Below are 14692 nucleotides of genomic sequence, written 5' to 3'. Positions count from 1 at the left end.
CCGTGATCGGTATCAGTGAGTCCGTGATGCAGTTTCTTCTGGCGTTGATCGTCGTCGGGCCACTCATCGGCGCCGTGGCCGCCCTGCTGCCGGCCCCGCCCGGACTGAAGGGGAAGTCACCCGACCAGGCGGTGCTCCGCCACGGCGTGATCGTGACCGGCGCGATTCTCGTCGCCGCGATCGTCCTCGCGCTGGGCTTCGACCATGACCACCCGTCAAAGATGCAGGCCACGACGGATATCAGCTGGATCCCCGCGCTCGACGTGCGCATCCACCTCGGCATCGACGGCATCTCGCTCCCCCTCCTGGTCCTGACCGCGCTCCTGACCTTCCTCTGCGCGCTCTACAGCTACTTCAAAATGCCTGCCGGGCCGTCCCCCAAGGCATTCGTCGCACTGATCCTCGTCCTCGAGTCCGGCACCCTCGCGACCTTCGCCGTCCTCGATCTGCTGCTGTTCTTCCTGGCGTTCGAGATGGTGCTCATCCCGATGTACTTCCTCATCGCCCGCTGGGGCGGTGAGCAACGGGCCCAGGCCGCTTGGAAGTTCATCCTCTACACGCTGCTCGGCTCCGTCGTGATGCTGCTCGGCCTCCTCCTGATCGGGCTCAAGTCCGACACCTTCGACATGGTGGCACTCGCCACTGACAACGGCCGGGGGCTGTCCACATCCGTGCAGGTCATCGCGGTTCTGGCGATCGGGATCGGGCTCGCGGTCAAGACGCCGATGTGGCCGCTGCACAGCTGGCTGCCGGACGCCCACACCGCCGCGCCGACCGTCGGCTCGGTGCTGCTGGCCGGTGTCATGCTGAAGATGGGTACGTACGGGTTCGTCCGGATCGTCCTCCCCCTCGCGCCCGACGGGATGCGGGAGTTCGCGCCGTATCTCGCCGCCTTCGCCGTCGTCGGCATCATCTACGGCTCCCTGGCCTGCCTCGCGCTGGCCAAGCAGGGCGCGAAGGGTGACCTCAAGCGCCTCATCGCCTACTCGTCCGTCGGCCACATGGGCTTCGTCCTGCTCGGCATCTCGACGATGAGCCCGACCGGCGTGAACGGCGCGCTGTTCGCCAACATCGCCCACGGCCTCATCACCGGCCTGCTCTTCTTCCTCGTCGGCGCGCTCAAGGACCGCACCGGCACCACCGACCTCGACTCCCTCGCGCAGGAGTCCGGCGCGGCGCTCTACGGCAAGGCCCCGCGCCTCGGCGGCCTCCTCGCCTTCGGCGCCGTCGCCTCGCTCGGACTGCCGGGACTCGCCGGGTTCTGGGGCGAGATGCTCGCCCTGTTCGGCGCGTTCGAGCCCGCCGACGACCTGAGCCGCCCCGCCTTCCTCACCTTCATGGCGATCGCCGCCTTCGGCACCCTGCTCACCGCCGCGTACATGCTCATCGTCGTACGCCGTGTCTGCATGGGCCCCATGCCGCAGGCCGCGACCGACGGGTCCGCGCCCAAGGCGCTCGCCGACGTCCACGGCTACGAGTTCGCCGCCTGGACCCCGCTCGTCGCCCTCACCGTCCTCGCCGGACTCTGGCCCGCGGCTCTCCTCGGCCTGACCGACCCGGCCGTGCAGAAGCTCCTCACTGGAGGCAAGTCGTGACCGTGGCCGCCGAAAGCGCCGAAAGCGCGGCAAACCTGGTCCAGTCCGTCGACTGGCTCGCGATCGCGCCGCCGACCGTCGCGGCGGTCGTCGGCCTCGTCGTGCTCGTCGCCGACCTCTTCGTAGGAACCGGCAAGAAGGCGGTCCTCGGCTGGATCTCCGTGGCGGGCCTGGCCGCGGCCGCGCTCTCGCTGCTGCCCCTCCTGGACGACGACCGCTCCACCTTCTGCCTGACCGGCGGCGGCACGCACGCGTGCAGCTACACCGCGGACCGCTTCACCCTCGTCATCCAGCTCCTCGTCCTCGGCGGCGCCCTGCTCGCCGCCCTGCTCTCCATGAGCACGCTCAAGGACTCCGGGGACGAACTGCCCGCGGGGGAGTACTGGTTCCTGCTGCTCTCCTCCGCGGCGGGCGCCGCCCTGCTGCCCGCCTCGCGCGACCTCGCGACGCTCATCGTCGCCCTGGAAGTCGCGTCCCTGCCCGCGTTCGCCCTCGTCGGTCTGAAGCGCGGCGACAAGCGCTCCTCCGAAGCGGCCCTGAAGTTCTTCCTCTCCTCCGTCACCGCGACGGCGGTGACCCTCATGGGCGTCAGCTTCGTGTACGCGGCGACCGGCACCCTGCACCTGACCGAGATCGCCACCGAGCTCCGGAACGTCGACGGCCAGCTGCACACCCTCGCCCAGACCGGCGTCGCCCTCACCCTCGTCGGGTTCGCCTTCAAAGTGGCGGCCGTCCCCTTCCACTTCTGGGTACCCGACACCTACGTAGGCGCGCCCCTGCCCGTCGCCGCCTACCTCTCCGTCGTCGGAAAGGCCGTCGGCTTCTCCGGCCTCATCCTCGTCACCGTCGTCGCCTTCCCCTCGTACGCGGACGTCTGGGGCCCGGCACTCGCCGTCCTCGCCGCGCTCACCATGACCGCGGGCAACGTCGCGGCCCTGCGACAGCGGACCACGCGCGCGTACAGCGCGGTCCGCCTCCTCGCCTGGTCCTCGGTCGGCCAGGCCGGCTACCTCCTGGTGCCGATCGCCGCGGCCGGTTACGCGGACAACGAGGCCGCCGCCGAGAAGGCCGTCGGCTCCACCGTCGCGTACGCCCTGATGTACGCGGCCGTGAACCTGGGAGCCTTCGCCGTGGCGGCCCTCGTGGGCCGTACCCGGCGCCACAACCGCGTCAGCGACTACCGCGGCCTGTACGCCCGCAGCCCGCTGGCCGCGCTCGTCCTGGGCTTCTTCCTGCTCTGCCTCGCCGGCCTGCCGCCCGGCATCATCGGCCTCTTCGCGAAGGTCACGGTCCTCTCGGCCGCGGTCGACGCGGGCCTCGGCTGGCTCGCCGTGGTGATGGCGGTGAACGTCGTGATCGCGCTCTACTACTACCTGCAGTGGACCGCGCTCCTGTTCCGTGCCCCCGAGGGCGAACCGGTCCGGCACCGGGTGCCCGCCCCGCTCACCGCGGCCATCGCGCTGACGGCGGTCCTTGGCATCGCGCTCTCCGGAGCACCCCAGCTGATCCTGCGCTTCTCGGACACCGGCCTGTTCTGACCCGGCCCCGGGGCCGTCACCCGCGCGGCCTACATCGCTCCTGCGTGCACAAGGGAACTAGTGCTCCCCGCCTGGCGTTGACCAGTACGGGAGGGTCCACTGAACAGTGGAAGCACCAGTCAGCAGAGGGTTCCCCCACGCACCACCAGGAGGGCGTACCGTGCACCGCCGGCACAACGGGTTGAAGACCGCCGTACTCCTCGGGGGACTGTCCGCGCTCATCCTTGTCATCGGCAGTTTCTTCGGGCGTACGGGCCTGATCGTCGCGCTGTTCGTGGCGCTCGGCACCAATGCGTACGCGTACTGGAACAGCGACAAGCTCGCCCTGCGCGCCATGCGGGCCCGCCCGGTGAGCGAGTTCGAGGCCCCCGAGCTGTACCGCATGGTCCGCGAGCTCTCCACCCAGGCCCGCCAGCCCATGCCCCGCCTGTACATCTCGCCCACCGAGGCGCCGAACGCGTTCGCGACGGGCCGCAACCCGCGCAACGCGGCGGTGTGCTGCACCGACGGCATCCTGCGCCTCCTCGACGAGCGCGAACTGCGCGGGGTCATCGGCCATGAGCTCAGCCATGTCTACAACCGCGACATTTTGATCTCCTCGGTCGCGGGCGCCCTGGCCTCCGTGATCATGTTCCTGGTCAACTTCGCCTGGCTGATCCCGGTCGGCCGGTCGAACGACAACGAGGGCCCCGGCATCTTCGGCATGCTCCTGATCATGCTGCTCGGCCCGCTCGCGGCCTCCATCATTCAACTCGCCATCAGCCGCTCCAGGGAGTACGAGGCCGACGCGTCCGGCGCACAACTCACCGGCGACCCCCTGGCTCTGGCGAGCGCCCTGCGTAAACTCGACGCGGGGACGAAGCAGTTGCCGCTGCCGCCCGAGCCCCGTCTCGAGACGGCAAGTCACATGATGATTGCGAACCCTTTCCGCCCGGGGCAGGGCATGTCCAAGATGTTCTCCACGCATCCGCCGATGGCGGAGCGCATTGCCCGACTCGAGCAGATGGCAGGTCGCCACCAGTGAAGACAATCCTGAACGTCATATGGCTCGTACTCTGCGGCTTCTGGATGTTCCTGGCCTACCTGGTCGCGGGAGCACTGCTCTGCGTCACGATTATCGGCATCCCGTTCGGCCTGGCCAGCTTCCGCATCGGCCGTTATGCGCTGTGGCCGTTCGGCTACACGACGGTCGAGCGCCGCGACGCGGGCGCCCCGTCCTGCGTCGGAAACATCCTGTGGCTGGTCCTCGCGGGCTGGTGGCTGGCGATCGGCCACATCGTCACGGGTTTCCTCCTGTGCGTCACGATCATCGGGATCCCCCTCGGCATCGCCAACTTCAAGCTGATCCCGGTCTCCCTGCTCCCGCTCGGCCGCGAGATCGTCCGCACGGACCAGCCGTTCGCGGCCCGCTACTAGGGGGCACTGCGCCGCCCTTCGAGAAGCGCCTCGGCCTGACGGCCCGACAGACGGCCGCCACCGGCGCCCGCCGCCGATTGTCACTGCCATGGTCCACCATGAACTCATGACCGAGACCGAGCAGTTGCTGGACCGCGTCGCCGCGGCGGCGCGCGCCACCCGCCCCTGGGGCTGGGACTCCCTGCCGACCCCGGTGGACGCGGAGACCCTGGCCAGGGCGGAGGTCTGCCTGGGCTTTCACCTGCCACCCCTGCTCGCCGCGCTCTACACCCGCATAGGAGACGGCGGATTCGGCCCGGAGTACGGCTTGTTGCCCCTGCTCGAAGAGAAGTCCTCCGGAGGCGAGCCGGCCGTCGTCGAGAAGTACCGCACGATGCGCGATTCCGCGTGGGGCTGGCCCGAAGGCGTGTTGCCGGTATCGCACTGGGGCTGCGCGATGTACGCGTGCGTGGACTGCCGCACCGACGACGCCCAGGTCCTGCTCTTCGAGCCGAACGGCGGCGACCCGCGGCACGCCTGGTTCGTCGACTCCCCGGACCTCACGACATGGCTCACGGCCTGGCTCGACGGCACGGGCTGGTACGCGGAGGACAGCGACGACCCGGAGCTGCCGATGTGGCAGGACGAGCGCACGCGCGCGTAGGGCCTGGCCTGCGGTTCCATGCGCTGTGTCGTACGCCGCACCCCACGGGTCACCGCAACCGCGACCCCGCCCGGTGACGTCTTCCAGGACAACAGCGCACAGAGCTCACCGCGCGAGAAAGGTCAGGTCACCGCATGGGCATCATCAGCTGGATCGTTCTGGGTCTGCTGGCCGGAGCCGTCGCCAAACTGCTGCTGCCCGGCCGCGACCCGGGTGGCTTCATCGGCACGACCGCCATCGGCATCGCCGGCGCCTTCATCGGCGGCTGGATCTCCGCCCGCTACCTGGACCGCCCGATCACCAACCACTTCTACGACGGCGCCACCTGGGCGGCGGCCATCGGCGGCTCGCTCGTCCTGCTCGTCGCCTACCGCATCCTCTTCGGCCACTCACGGCGCTGAGGAACCGTTCCCCCGGTCTGCGGCCAGCAGCAAGGGCGGGCACCCCGCACGGGGCGCCCGCCCTCCGTCGTCGCACGACAGCGAACTACCTGGACTACCGGTAGTTGACGAACTGCACCGCGAAGTCGAAGTCCTGCCCCTTGAGCAGGGCCTGCACGGCCTGCAGGTCGTCGCGGCTCTTCGAGCTGACCCGCAGCTCGTCGCCCTGGACCTGCGCCTTGACGCCCTTGGGGCCCTCATCACGGATGATCTTGGCGACCTTCTTCGCGTTCTCCTGGGAGATGCCCTCTTCGATCGAGGCGAAGATCTTGTACTCCTTGCCGGACAGCTGCGGCTCGCCCGCGTCCAGCGACTTCAGCGAGATGCCGCGCTTGATCAACTTGGACTGGAAGATGTCGAGGATCGCCTTGACCCGCTCCTCGCCGTTCGCCTCCATCAGGATCTTCTCGCCGGACCAGGCGATCGAGGCGCCCGTACCCTTGAAGTCGTAGCGCTGCGAGATCTCCTTGGCGGCCTGGTTGAGCGCGTTGTCGACCTCCTGCCGCTCGACCTTCGAGACGATGTCGAAACTGGAGTCGGCCATGTCCTGTGGCTCCTTGTATCGGGGTATGCGTACTCAGCGGATACGGCCCTCTGGCGCCGGCCGCATCCGCAAAGCCTAGCCATCGCCCCCGCGCGGGGTGCCGATCAATCGGGTGGCGAAGCACCCCTGTGCATCAGGTATCGTTTACGTCGTTGCCACGGAGCCCCGCGAAAGCGGAGCAGGCAGCAAACCCGGCGGTGTGCCCGAGCGGCCAAAGGGAGCAGACTGTAAATCTGCCGGCTCAGCCTTCCCAGGTTCGAATCCTGGCGCCGCCACATGAAGGAGACCCTCCCCGACTTGCGGAAACGCAAGTCGGGGAGGGTCTTTTCATGCGCCCGCGGAAGCCTTTCCGGGGCCTTTCCGGGGCCCTCTGTGTACAAAATGGGGCCCATGTCGTCCCGTCGCAGAAACTGCCCGGTGTGCCGCCGCGAGATCGCCGTCGTCGGCGGACGGTTCGCCCGCCACGACCCGCCGGGCCCGCGCGGTACCGCTGACCTGATCTCGTGCCCGGGTTCCCGAAGCCAGGCCCAGCTGGGCGCCGCACAGCCCGCTCTGGACGGCTATGTCGTCCCGGACCACCCCGGCCAGCTCCCGCTGTTCTGAGCGGCCCTCAGAGGGGCCCGGGAGCCCCGGCACCCAGGGCCTCGGCGGGGCTCAATTCCCCGCGACCGACTTGACCGCCACCGACACCGGCACGGAGCCGCTGACCAGCTCCAGCGTCAGGCCCGCCGTCGCCGGTGTCTCCACGAGCTCCGCGAGCACCGCGGCGACGTCGTCCCGGGGGACCGGCCCGCGCCCGGTCGACGCCTCCAGGCGGACCAGACCGGAGCCCGCGTCGTCCGTCAGCATCCCGGGGCGCAGGATCGTCCACTCCAGGGCGCCGCGCGAGCGTACGTACGCGTCGGCCTCGCCCTTGGCCCGCAGGTAGGCGTCGAAGACCTCGTCGCCCTGGTGGGCCGGGTCCGCGCCCATGGACGACACGACGATGTAGCGCCGCACGCCGGCCCGCTCCGCCGCGTCCGCGAACAGCACGGCCGCGCCGCGGTCCACGGTGCCCTTGCGGTCCACGCCACTGCCCGGCCCCGCGCCCGCCGCGAAGACGGCCGCGTCGGCGCCGCGCAGATGCCCGGCGACCTCGTCGACCGACGCCGACTCCAAGTCGCACAGGACCGGTTCGGCACCCGCCTCGCGCAGGTCGGCTTCCTGTCCGGAATTGCGGATGAGACCCGCGACTTCGTCGCCGCGCGCGGCGAGCAGACGCTCCAGCCGCAGCGCGATCTGACCATGACCACCAGCGATGACAATGCGCATACTCCCGACCGTACGACAGGGCGGACGAGAGTGCTCAACACACGCGCGGCGCCCCGGAGATCCAGCGCGAGGCACACACGCGTGGAGGGGCGTCACGGACCGCCCGGCGACCCTCCACGGCCACGTCCGGGAGCTCCGCGCGGACGGCCGGAAATCTCAGGCCGACGGTTCGTCACCCTTCGCCCGCCCGGGGGCCGTGTTCGTCGACCGTCCCTGCCGCGGCAGATCCAGCGCCACGGCGGCCGCGGAGTCGCAGTACTCGCGCACCGCGCTGGTCCGCGCCACGACGCGCCCCCGGTGCACCACGATCCGGCTGTACGCGAGCGACAGCGCCCCCGCGAGCCGGTCGCCGCGCACGGCGAGCAGCTCGGCGGGGAAGCCGGCCTCCACCCGCACCTCCGGCAGCCCCATGGCCGCCCGCGCCGCCCCGCTCACCGCGCCGTAGGCGTCCTCGGGCCGCAGCCCGCACCGCGAGGCCAGCAGGTACGCGGCCTCCAGCGGATCCCCGCGCCCCACCGGATTCGACACGTCCCGCATCGCCCCGCTGCCCGCGGCGACCCGCACCCCCGCCGCCCGCAGCAGCCGTACGGGCGCCGCCCCGCGCCGCTCCGCGCTCCCGCACCCGCCCTGCGGCAGGCAGACTACCGTTACGGCGGCCGCCGCGAGCTGCTCGGCGGTGCGCGAGGCCACATCCGCGGGCAGCCGCCCGAGCCCGCCGCACGGCCCGATCGTCACGCCCGCCCGCAGCCCGCCGGCCATCGCCGCGAGCCGCCCGAGCCTCGCCGGATCGTCACCGTCCGTGTGCAGGTCGACGGGGCACCCGTGCTCCGCGGCGATTTCCAGGACCGCCTCCGTGTACCCCGTCGGATCGGGGTCGAGATCAGGACAACCGCCCACTACGGAGGCGCCCATTTTCACCGCGTCCCGCAGCATCGCGAGCCCGTCGGCGCCCGCGACGCCGGTGAGCAGTCGCGGCACGGCGACGGCCGTGAGGTCCACCAAACCCCGGAGCGAGCGCCGCGCCTGCAGCACCGCCTCCATCGGGCCGAGCCCCTGGACGTCGCCGATCCGCACGTGCGAGCGCAGCGCCGTGGCGCCGTGGCCGAGCTGCAGCAGCGCTGCCTCCGTGGCCCTGCGCTGCACGTCAGGGACGTCGTACGAGACCGGCCCCGGCATGTCCGCCGACAGCGCCGTGTCGCTGTGCGCGTGCGGTTCCGCCGCCGCGGGCAGCAGGAGGTAGCCGGCGAGGTCCACGCGTGCGGCGTGCGTGCTCAGGCTGCCCGCGGTGCCGACGGCCTCGATGCGCCCGCCGCCGAGACGGACGTCCACAGTCCGGCCGTCGGTGAGCCGGGCGCCGCAGAGGAGCAGGGCCCCGGAGTCGTCGGCGGGGCCGGAACCGGAGGGTCCGGAGGCGCCCGAGGAGTGGGGTTGCTGCGGCTGGCTGTCGGACATCGCGCTCCTGGGGCTCGGGGGCGGCTGCAGTCGTCGAGGCGTCAAGATCACGCAGCGTGTGCCGAGCCTAGGACGGCGAAAGGCCCGCTTCGAGGAGGAGCGGAATAGTCGTACCGGTGTGGTGCGAGTGCACTGGTGGGGCGTTCACAGAGCCCTGAGGCGGGCCTTCCGATGCCCTGGGGCGGCCCCGGCGAAACGGATTTGGGCGATCGGCGACCAACCGTGTAATGTCTTCATCGCTCGCCCCAATAGCTCAGTCGGTAGAGCGTCTCCATGGTAAGGAGAAGGTCTGCGGTTCGATTCCGCATTGGGGCTCTGATGTTGAGTGATCCTCGCCTTCGGGCGAGGTGATTCGGCATCGCAGCGGTGTAGCTCAGTCGGTAGAGCAAGCGGCTCATAATCGCTGTGTCACCGGTTCAAGTCCGGTCACCGCTACCAACGGTAGCCGATTGTTGGGTCGGTCCTTCGATCGGCTACTCTTGTATGCGTTCATCCGTCCATCCGTCCGTCAAGGAGCACTCACGTGGCTGCCACCGACGTCCGCCCGAAGATCACGCTGGCCTGCGTGGAGTGCAAGGAGCGGAACTACATCACCAAGAAGAACCGGCGTAACGACCCGGACCGACTGGAGATGAAGAAGCACTGCCCGCGCTGCAACGCGCACACTGCGCACCGCGAAACGCGCTAAACACAGGCTCGTACTCGAGGCCGTCCCCGTTTGTTGGGGGCGGCCTCGTGTCGTTTGATCAATCAGTCGTGATCAATCAACCGCAGGAGGTTCCGGGCCATGGCGCTCGACCAGTCCTTCGTGGGGCGGTCCTATCCCCCCACTGATCCTTATGAGGTCGGCCGGGAGAAGATCCGCGAGTTCGCCGTGGCGGTGGGGGACACCAATCCCGCGTACACCGACACGGAGGCCGCGAAGGCGCTCGGTCACCCGGATGTGATCGCGCCGCCGACCTTTGTGTTTGCGATCACATTTGAGGCTGCGGGTCTGGTCATCGAGGACCCGCAGTTGGGGCTCGACTACAGCCGCGTCGTGCACGGCGACCAGAAGTTCGCCTACACGCGTCCGGTGCGCGCGGGCGACCGGCTCACGGTCACCTCGACCATCGAGTCGGTCAAGTCCCTCGCGGGCAACGACATCCTGGACATCCGCGGCGAGGTCCACGACGAGGCCGGCGAGCACGTCGTGACCGCCTGGACCAAGCTCGTCTCGCGTGCGGCGGAGCCCGCGGCGAAGGAGGCCTGACGCGATGACGGCGAAGATTTCCTACGACGACGTCGAGGTCGGCACCGAGCTGCCGGCGCAGACCTTCCCGGTGACGCGCGCCACGCTCGTGCGGTACGCGGGCGCTTCCGGTGACTTCAACCCGATCCACTGGAACGAGAAGTTCGCGGTCGAGGTCGGCCTGCCCGACGTCATCGCGCACGGCATGTTCACCATGGCCGAGGCGATCCGCGTCGTGACCGACTGGCTGGGCGACCCGGGTGCGGTCGTCGAGTACGGCGTGCGCTTCACCAAGCCCGTGGTCGTCCCGAACGACGACAAGGGCGCCACGATCGAGGTCAGCGCCAAGGTCGCGGCCAAGCTGGACGACCGCCGCGTGCGGGTCGACCTGCTCGCGAAGAGCGGGGACCAGAAGGTCCTCGGCATGTCGCGGGCCGTCGTGCGGCTGGCCTGAACCGTCAGTACCACGTAAGGGGCGCCCTCCATTGAGGGTGCCCCTTACGCATGGGCGAGTCAGGCCCAAGACCCCAAGGCCCCAAGGCCCCTCTTGACCACTTAGTGATTGGCCACTAACTTACTCACATGGTCAGGATGAGCGCAGAGGAGCGGCGCGAGAGCGTCATCCGCGCGGCGATGGTCGAGTTCGCCCGCGGCGGCTTCAAGGGCACCTCCACCGAGGCGATCGCCAAGCGGGTGGGTGTCTCGCAGCCGTATCTCTTCCGGCTCTTCCCGGACAAGAGGGCCATCTTCCTCGCCGCCGCCGAGCGCTGCTGCCAGGAGACCACGGAGGTCTTCCGGGCCGCGACCGAAGGGCTGGAGGCGGAAGAGGCCGAGCGCGCCATGGGGCGGGCCTATCAGGCGCTCATCGCGGACGACCCCGACAAGCTGCTCATGCAGATGCAGATGTACGTCGCCGCGTTCGCCGCGGAGGCGGCCGGTGATCCGGAGTTCAGTGCGACGCTGCGGGCCGCCTGGATGGAGATGTACGACACAGTGCATCTCGCGCGGGGGGCCGGGGTCGACGAGACGACGGCGTTCCTGGCGTACGGGATGCTGATCAACGTCCTGGTGTCGTTGGGGTTCCAGCCCGACCACCGGGTGTGGGAGGGCTTCTATGAGCCCCCTCAGCCCAAGCAATGAGGCGGGAGTCCTGCGTGTCACGGGGGTGCGCGCAGGGGTTCTGTTTGTCACGGGGGGTGCGTGTTTTTTTGTGCCCACGAAAGTTAGTCATCAATAACTAACCTCAGGGGAAGCGATGTCACAGCAGACAGCCCAGCGCCGGGGAGCGGCCTGGGCCCTCGTCATCACCAGCGTCGCCGGGTTCATGGCGGCACTCGACAATCTCGTCGTCACCACCGCCCTGCCCTCCATCCGGGAGGACCTCGGTGGCGCGCTGCACGACCTCGAATGGACGGTGAGCGCCTACACCCTCACCTTCGCCGTGCTGCTGATGTTCGGCGCGGCTCTGGGGGACCGGTTCGGCCGCAGGCGCCTCTTCATCGTCGGCCTCACGGTCTTCACCGGCGCCTCCGCCGCCGCGGCCCTGGCGCCCGGCCTGGACGCGCTGATCGCCGCCCGCGCGGTGCAGGGCGTAGGCGCCGCGATCATGATGCCGCTGACACTGACCCTGCTGACGGCGGCCGTGGCCCCGGCCAAGCGCGGTATGGCGTACGGCATATGGGGCGCCGTCAACGGACTCGCGGTCGCCAGCGGTCCGCTGATCGGCGGCAGTCTCACCGAGCACGTCTCCTGGCAGTGGATCTTCTGGCTGAACGTCCCGCTCGGCCTCGCCCTGCTGCCGCTCGCCCGTCTCCGCCTCGCCGAGTCCTACGCCCCCGGAGCGCGGCTCGACATCGCAGGGACCCTCCTTGCCAGCGGCGGTCTCTTCGGCATCGTGTACGCCCTGGTGCGCGGTCCGCTCGACGGCTGGACCAGCGCCACCGTCCTCGTCAGCCTGATCGCGGGCATCGCCCTGCTCGGCGGCTTCATCCACCATGGGATCCGCAGCACCGCACCGATGCTGCCGATGCGCCTCTTCCGTAGTCGTGCGTTTTCCGGCATCAACGCCGCGAGCCTGCTGATGTTCCTCGGCATGTTCGGCTCGATCTTCCTCCTCAGTCAGTACATGCAGGGTGTCCTCGGGTACTCGCCCACCGAGGCGGGGCTGCGGATGCTGCCCTGGACCGGCATGCCCATGCTCGTCTCACCGCTCGCGGGCTACCTCTCCGACCGCGTCGGCGGCCGTCCGGTCGTCGCAGCCGGGCTCTTCCTGCAGGCCCTGGGACTGGCCTGGTACGCCGTCGTGGTCGCGCCCGACGCCACCTACGCCGCCCAGCTGCCCGCCCTGATCATCAGCGGCGTCGGGATGGCCCTGTACTTCGCCCCGGCCGCCAACCTGGTCATGTCCAGCGTCCGCCCGCAGGAGCAGGGCATCGCCTCAGGCGCCAACAACGCGCTGCGCGAGGTGGGCGGCGCCCTCGGCATCGCGGTGATGTCGTCGATCTTCACGGCGCAGGGCGGCTACGACTCGGCGCGGAACTTCGTGGACGGCCTGGAGCCCGCGCTGTGGGTGGGTGCGGCGACGGTGGCCCTCGCGGCGGTGGCGGCGCTGTTCATCCCGGCCCGCCGGGCGGCGACCGGAGGCTCCGGCGCGGCCTCTCCGAAGTCGCACGAGGACCTGATCGCCGCCTGAGCGGTCGTACGAGACCGGCCCTGCCCTGACCGGTGGGGCCGTTCTCGTACTCTTGAGCACGTGCAGGAACTCCACGATGCTCCGCTCGCCCCGCTGACCACCTTCCGGCTCGGCGGCCCCGCGACCCGTCTGATCACCGCGACGACCGACGCCGAGGTGGTCGCAGCCGTCCGCGAGGCCGACGACTCCGGGACTCCGCTGCTGCTCATCGGCGGTGGTTCGAACCTCGTCATCGGCGACAAGGGCTTCGACGGCACCGCCCTGCGCATCGCCACCCAGGGCTTCGAGCTCAACGGCACGATGCTGGAGCTCGCGGCCGGCGAGACCTGGACGGACGCCGTGGCGCGGACCGTCGAGGCGGGCCTCGCGGGCATCGAGTGCCTCGCCGGGATCCCCGGTTCCGCGGGCGCGACGCCGATCCAGAACGTGGGGGCGTACGGCCAGGAGGTCTCGTCGACGATCACCGAGGTGATCGCGTACGACCGGAAGACGCACGAGACGGTCACGATGTCGAACGCCGAGTGCGACTTCTCGTACCGCCACAGTCGCTTCAAGGCGGATCCCGACCGCTTCGTGGTGCTGCGGGTCCGCTTCGAGCTGGAGGACGCGCAGGGCATGAGCGCCCCGATCAAGTACCCGGAGACGGCGCGCACGCTCGGCGTCGAGGCCGGGGAACGCGTCCCCGCCGCGGTGGCCCGCGAGACCGTGCTGAAGCTCCGCGCGGGCAAGGGCATGGTGCTCGACCCCGAGGACCACGACAGCTGGTCGGCCGGGTCCTTCTTCACCAACCCGATCCTCACCGAGGCGGAGTTCACCGCCTTCCGCGCGCGCGTGGCGGACCGCCTCGGCCCGGACGCCGCCCCGCCGGCCTTCCCGGCCGGCGACGGCCGCGTGAAGACCTCCGCCGCCTGGCTCATCGACAAGGCGGGCTTCACCAAGGGCTACGGAGAGGGCCGGGCCCGCATCTCCACCAAGCACACGCTCGCGCTCACCAACCGGGGCGGCGCCACCACCGAGGACCTCCTTGAGCTGGCCCGCGAGGTCGTCGCCGGAGTGCGGGACGCTTTCGGGGTGAGGCTGGTCAACGAGCCGGTGACGGTGGGCGTCAGCCTGTAGACCTGTAGAGGGCCCGCGGGCCGGTCAGTAGGCCACCCCCACGGCCTGCTTCACGGTCGCGCTGTCGTCGATCATGGCGAGCATCGCGTGCGCCACGTCCGCGCGCCCGATCATGCGCCCCGCGCGCGGGAAGCCGTCCACGACCGTGCGGTAGTTGCCGGTGAGGGGCTTGTCGAGGAGCTTGGGCGGACGGACCGATGTCCAGTCCGTCGCACTCGCGGCAAGCTCGCCCTCCATGACCGCCAGGTCGGCGTACACGTCCTTGAGGATCTTGCTGATCACCGGGCGCATCAGGCGGTCCAGGAGCGGCGAGTCCGCGGGCTCCGGCCCCACCGGGGCCGCGCTCACGACCAGCAGCCGCCGGGTGCCCTCCGCGTCCAGCGCCCGCAGCACCGAGCGCGTCAGCTCCGTGGCGATCCCCCGTGCCGCGTCCGCGCGGTTGCGCACGCCGAGTCCCGAGAGGACCGCGTCCCGGCCCGCGACCGCGGGGCGCAGCGCCGTCGGATCCCGTACGTCCGCCCGGAACACGTCGAGTCCCTCGCCGGTCACCGTGAGGCGGGCCGGGTCGCGCACCACCGCCGTGACCTTGTGCCCTGCCGTGAGCGCCTGCCGGACGATCTCCTGACCGATGCCACCGGTCGCACCGAACACCGTGAGTTTCATCGCGCGCCTTCCCAAAGGGTGGGTAAGTATTCACTCACCTCTAGGGTGAGG

16 protein-coding genes, 3 tRNA genes and 1 pseudogene are annotated in these 14692 nt (G+C 70.3%); 16 read left to right on the top strand and 4 right to left on the bottom strand.

Going from position 1 to position 14692, the window contains the following annotated elements:
• Positions 1-2 precede the first annotated feature (2 nt).
• From ACFVYL_RS12215 to ACFVYL_RS12190, 6 genes are all read left to right on the top strand, one after another.
• Positions 3-1595 (top strand): NuoM family protein, encoded by a 1593-nt coding sequence (locus ACFVYL_RS12215; RefSeq protein ID WP_389714832.1) that lies wholly within the window; start codon positions 3-5, stop codon positions 1593-1595.
• The gene (locus ACFVYL_RS12210) at positions 1592-3133 is read left to right on the top strand and encodes an NADH-quinone oxidoreductase subunit N (protein WP_389714831.1); all 1542 of its coding nucleotides are present in this window, start codon (positions 1592-1594) and stop codon (positions 3131-3133) included. Before ACFVYL_RS12215 ends, ACFVYL_RS12210 begins: the two co-directional genes overlap by 4 nt.
• Positions 3134-3293: 160 nt before the next feature.
• Positions 3294-4157, top strand: a complete 864-nt coding sequence (gene htpX / locus ACFVYL_RS12205; protein WP_361716783.1) for a zinc metalloprotease HtpX — start codon at positions 3294-3296, stop codon at positions 4155-4157.
• A complete protein-coding gene (locus ACFVYL_RS12200; protein ID WP_389714829.1) occupies positions 4154-4549 on the top strand; it encodes a YccF domain-containing protein in 396 nt (131 codons plus the stop codon). Before htpX ends, ACFVYL_RS12200 begins: the two co-directional genes overlap by 4 nt.
• A 106-nt stretch (positions 4550-4655) precedes the next feature.
• Positions 4656-5192, top strand: coding sequence for an SMI1/KNR4 family protein (locus ACFVYL_RS12195; protein WP_389714828.1), 537 nt, complete (start codon positions 4656-4658; stop codon positions 5190-5192).
• A 134-nt stretch (positions 5193-5326) separates the two neighbouring features.
• Complete coding sequence (locus tag ACFVYL_RS12190) at positions 5327-5593, top strand: GlsB/YeaQ/YmgE family stress response membrane protein (protein ID WP_389714826.1); 267 nt, start codon at positions 5327-5329, stop codon at positions 5591-5593.
• 94 nt (positions 5594-5687) lie between these two features.
• On the opposite strand, the gene ACFVYL_RS12185 is transcribed toward ACFVYL_RS12190, so the two are convergent.
• Positions 5688-6176 (bottom strand): YajQ family cyclic di-GMP-binding protein, encoded by a 489-nt coding sequence (locus ACFVYL_RS12185; RefSeq protein WP_055564526.1) that lies wholly within the window; start codon positions 6174-6176, stop codon positions 5688-5690.
• Between the two features lie 193 nt (positions 6177-6369).
• Here ACFVYL_RS12185 and ACFVYL_RS12180 point away from each other — a divergent pair.
• Both ACFVYL_RS12180 and ACFVYL_RS12175 read left to right on the top strand, forming a co-directional pair.
• Positions 6370-6451: transfer RNA gene (locus ACFVYL_RS12180), tRNA-Tyr, on the top strand.
• 115 nt (positions 6452-6566) lie between these two features.
• Entirely contained in the window at positions 6567-6779 is a 213-nt protein-coding gene (locus ACFVYL_RS12175; RefSeq protein WP_389714824.1) for a hypothetical protein, read from the top strand.
• A 51-nt stretch (positions 6780-6830) separates the two neighbouring features.
• On the opposite strand, the gene ACFVYL_RS12170 is transcribed toward ACFVYL_RS12175, so the two are convergent.
• Both ACFVYL_RS12170 and ACFVYL_RS12165 read right to left on the bottom strand, forming a co-directional pair.
• Positions 6831-7487, bottom strand: coding sequence for an SDR family oxidoreductase (locus ACFVYL_RS12170; protein ID WP_389714822.1), 657 nt, complete (start codon positions 7485-7487; stop codon positions 6831-6833).
• A 156-nt stretch (positions 7488-7643) separates the two neighbouring features.
• Positions 7644-8939 carry an amidohydrolase family protein gene (locus ACFVYL_RS12165; protein ID WP_389714821.1) on the bottom strand — a complete coding sequence of 432 codons (1296 nt, stop codon included), beginning with the start codon at positions 8937-8939 and terminating at the stop codon, positions 7644-7646.
• Between the two features lie 242 nt (positions 8940-9181).
• On the opposite strand from ACFVYL_RS12165, the gene ACFVYL_RS12160 reads away from it, so the two are divergent.
• The 8 genes and pseudogenes from ACFVYL_RS12160 to ACFVYL_RS12125 all read left to right on the top strand — a co-directional run.
• A tRNA-Thr gene (locus ACFVYL_RS12160) sits at positions 9182-9254 on the top strand.
• Positions 9255-9301: 47 nt separating this feature from the next.
• A tRNA-Met gene (locus ACFVYL_RS12155) sits at positions 9302-9377 on the top strand.
• An 85-nt stretch (positions 9378-9462) separates the two neighbouring features.
• On the top strand, positions 9463-9627 hold the full coding sequence (gene rpmG, locus ACFVYL_RS12150; protein WP_004571794.1) for a 50S ribosomal protein L33: 165 nt from the start codon (positions 9463-9465) through the stop codon (positions 9625-9627).
• Positions 9628-9726: 99 nt separating this feature from the next.
• Complete coding sequence (locus tag ACFVYL_RS12145; protein ID WP_389714820.1) at positions 9727-10191, top strand: MaoC family dehydratase N-terminal domain-containing protein; 465 nt, start codon at positions 9727-9729, stop codon at positions 10189-10191.
• 4 nt (positions 10192-10195) lie between these two features.
• The gene (locus ACFVYL_RS12140; protein ID WP_389714819.1) at positions 10196-10624 is read left to right on the top strand and encodes a MaoC family dehydratase; all 429 of its coding nucleotides are present in this window, start codon (positions 10196-10198) and stop codon (positions 10622-10624) included.
• 128 nt (positions 10625-10752) lie between these two features.
• Positions 10753-11310, top strand: coding sequence for a TetR/AcrR family transcriptional regulator (locus tag ACFVYL_RS12135; protein ID WP_389714817.1), 558 nt, complete (start codon positions 10753-10755; stop codon positions 11308-11310).
• 115 nt (positions 11311-11425) lie between these two features.
• Positions 11426-12862, top strand: a complete 1437-nt coding sequence (locus ACFVYL_RS12130) for an MFS transporter (RefSeq protein WP_389714815.1) — start codon at positions 11426-11428, stop codon at positions 12860-12862.
• A gap of 42 nt (positions 12863-12904) precedes the next feature.
• Positions 12905-13978: pseudogene (locus ACFVYL_RS12125) on the top strand (UDP-N-acetylmuramate dehydrogenase); the annotation flags it as partial.
• Positions 13979-14002: 24 nt separating this feature from the next.
• On the opposite strand, the gene ACFVYL_RS12120 reads toward ACFVYL_RS12125, so the two are convergent.
• The gene (locus ACFVYL_RS12120) at positions 14003-14641 is read right to left on the bottom strand and encodes an NAD(P)-dependent oxidoreductase (protein WP_389714814.1); all 639 of its coding nucleotides are present in this window, start codon (positions 14639-14641) and stop codon (positions 14003-14005) included.
• Between the last annotated feature and the right edge of the window lie 51 nt (positions 14642-14692).

Origin of the sequence: Streptomyces sp. NPDC058308 (assembly GCF_042880275.1) — a bacterium.
In the GTDB taxonomy this organism is placed as follows: domain Bacteria; phylum Actinomycetota; class Actinomycetes; order Streptomycetales; family Streptomycetaceae; genus Streptomyces.
Note: the sequence above shows the minus strand (reverse complement) of the source record. Positions and strands in the feature narration are given on the sequence as shown.

What these genes read in the sequence shown, in the direction of transcription:
- ACFVYL_RS12195 (WP_389714828.1), top strand. Translation starts at nt 4,656, where the DNA reads ATGACCGAGACCGAGCAGTTGCTGGACCGCGTCGCCGCGGCGGCGCGC.
- ACFVYL_RS12190 (WP_389714826.1), top strand. Translation starts at nt 5,327, where the DNA reads ATGGGCATCATCAGCTGGATCGTTCTGGGTCTGCTGGCCGGAGCCGTC.
- ACFVYL_RS12185 (WP_055564526.1), bottom strand. Translation starts at nt 6,176, where the DNA reads ATGGCCGACTCCAGTTTCGACATCGTCTCGAAGGTCGAGCGGCAGGAG.
- ACFVYL_RS12175 (WP_389714824.1), top strand. Translation starts at nt 6,567, where the DNA reads ATGTCGTCCCGTCGCAGAAACTGCCCGGTGTGCCGCCGCGAGATCGCC.
- ACFVYL_RS12170 (WP_389714822.1), bottom strand. Translation starts at nt 7,487, where the DNA reads ATGCGCATTGTCATCGCTGGTGGTCATGGTCAGATCGCGCTGCGGCTG.
- ACFVYL_RS12165 (WP_389714821.1), bottom strand. Translation starts at nt 8,939, where the DNA reads ATGTCCGACAGCCAGCCGCAGCAACCCCACTCCTCGGGCGCCTCCGGA.
- ACFVYL_RS12145 (WP_389714820.1), top strand. Translation starts at nt 9,727, where the DNA reads ATGGCGCTCGACCAGTCCTTCGTGGGGCGGTCCTATCCCCCCACTGAT.
- ACFVYL_RS12140 (WP_389714819.1), top strand. Translation starts at nt 10,196, where the DNA reads ATGACGGCGAAGATTTCCTACGACGACGTCGAGGTCGGCACCGAGCTG.
- ACFVYL_RS12135 (WP_389714817.1), top strand. Translation starts at nt 10,753, where the DNA reads ATGGTCAGGATGAGCGCAGAGGAGCGGCGCGAGAGCGTCATCCGCGCG.
- ACFVYL_RS12130 (WP_389714815.1), top strand. Translation starts at nt 11,426, where the DNA reads ATGTCACAGCAGACAGCCCAGCGCCGGGGAGCGGCCTGGGCCCTCGTC.
- ACFVYL_RS12120 (WP_389714814.1), bottom strand. Translation starts at nt 14,641, where the DNA reads ATGAAACTCACGGTGTTCGGTGCGACCGGTGGCATCGGTCAGGAGATC.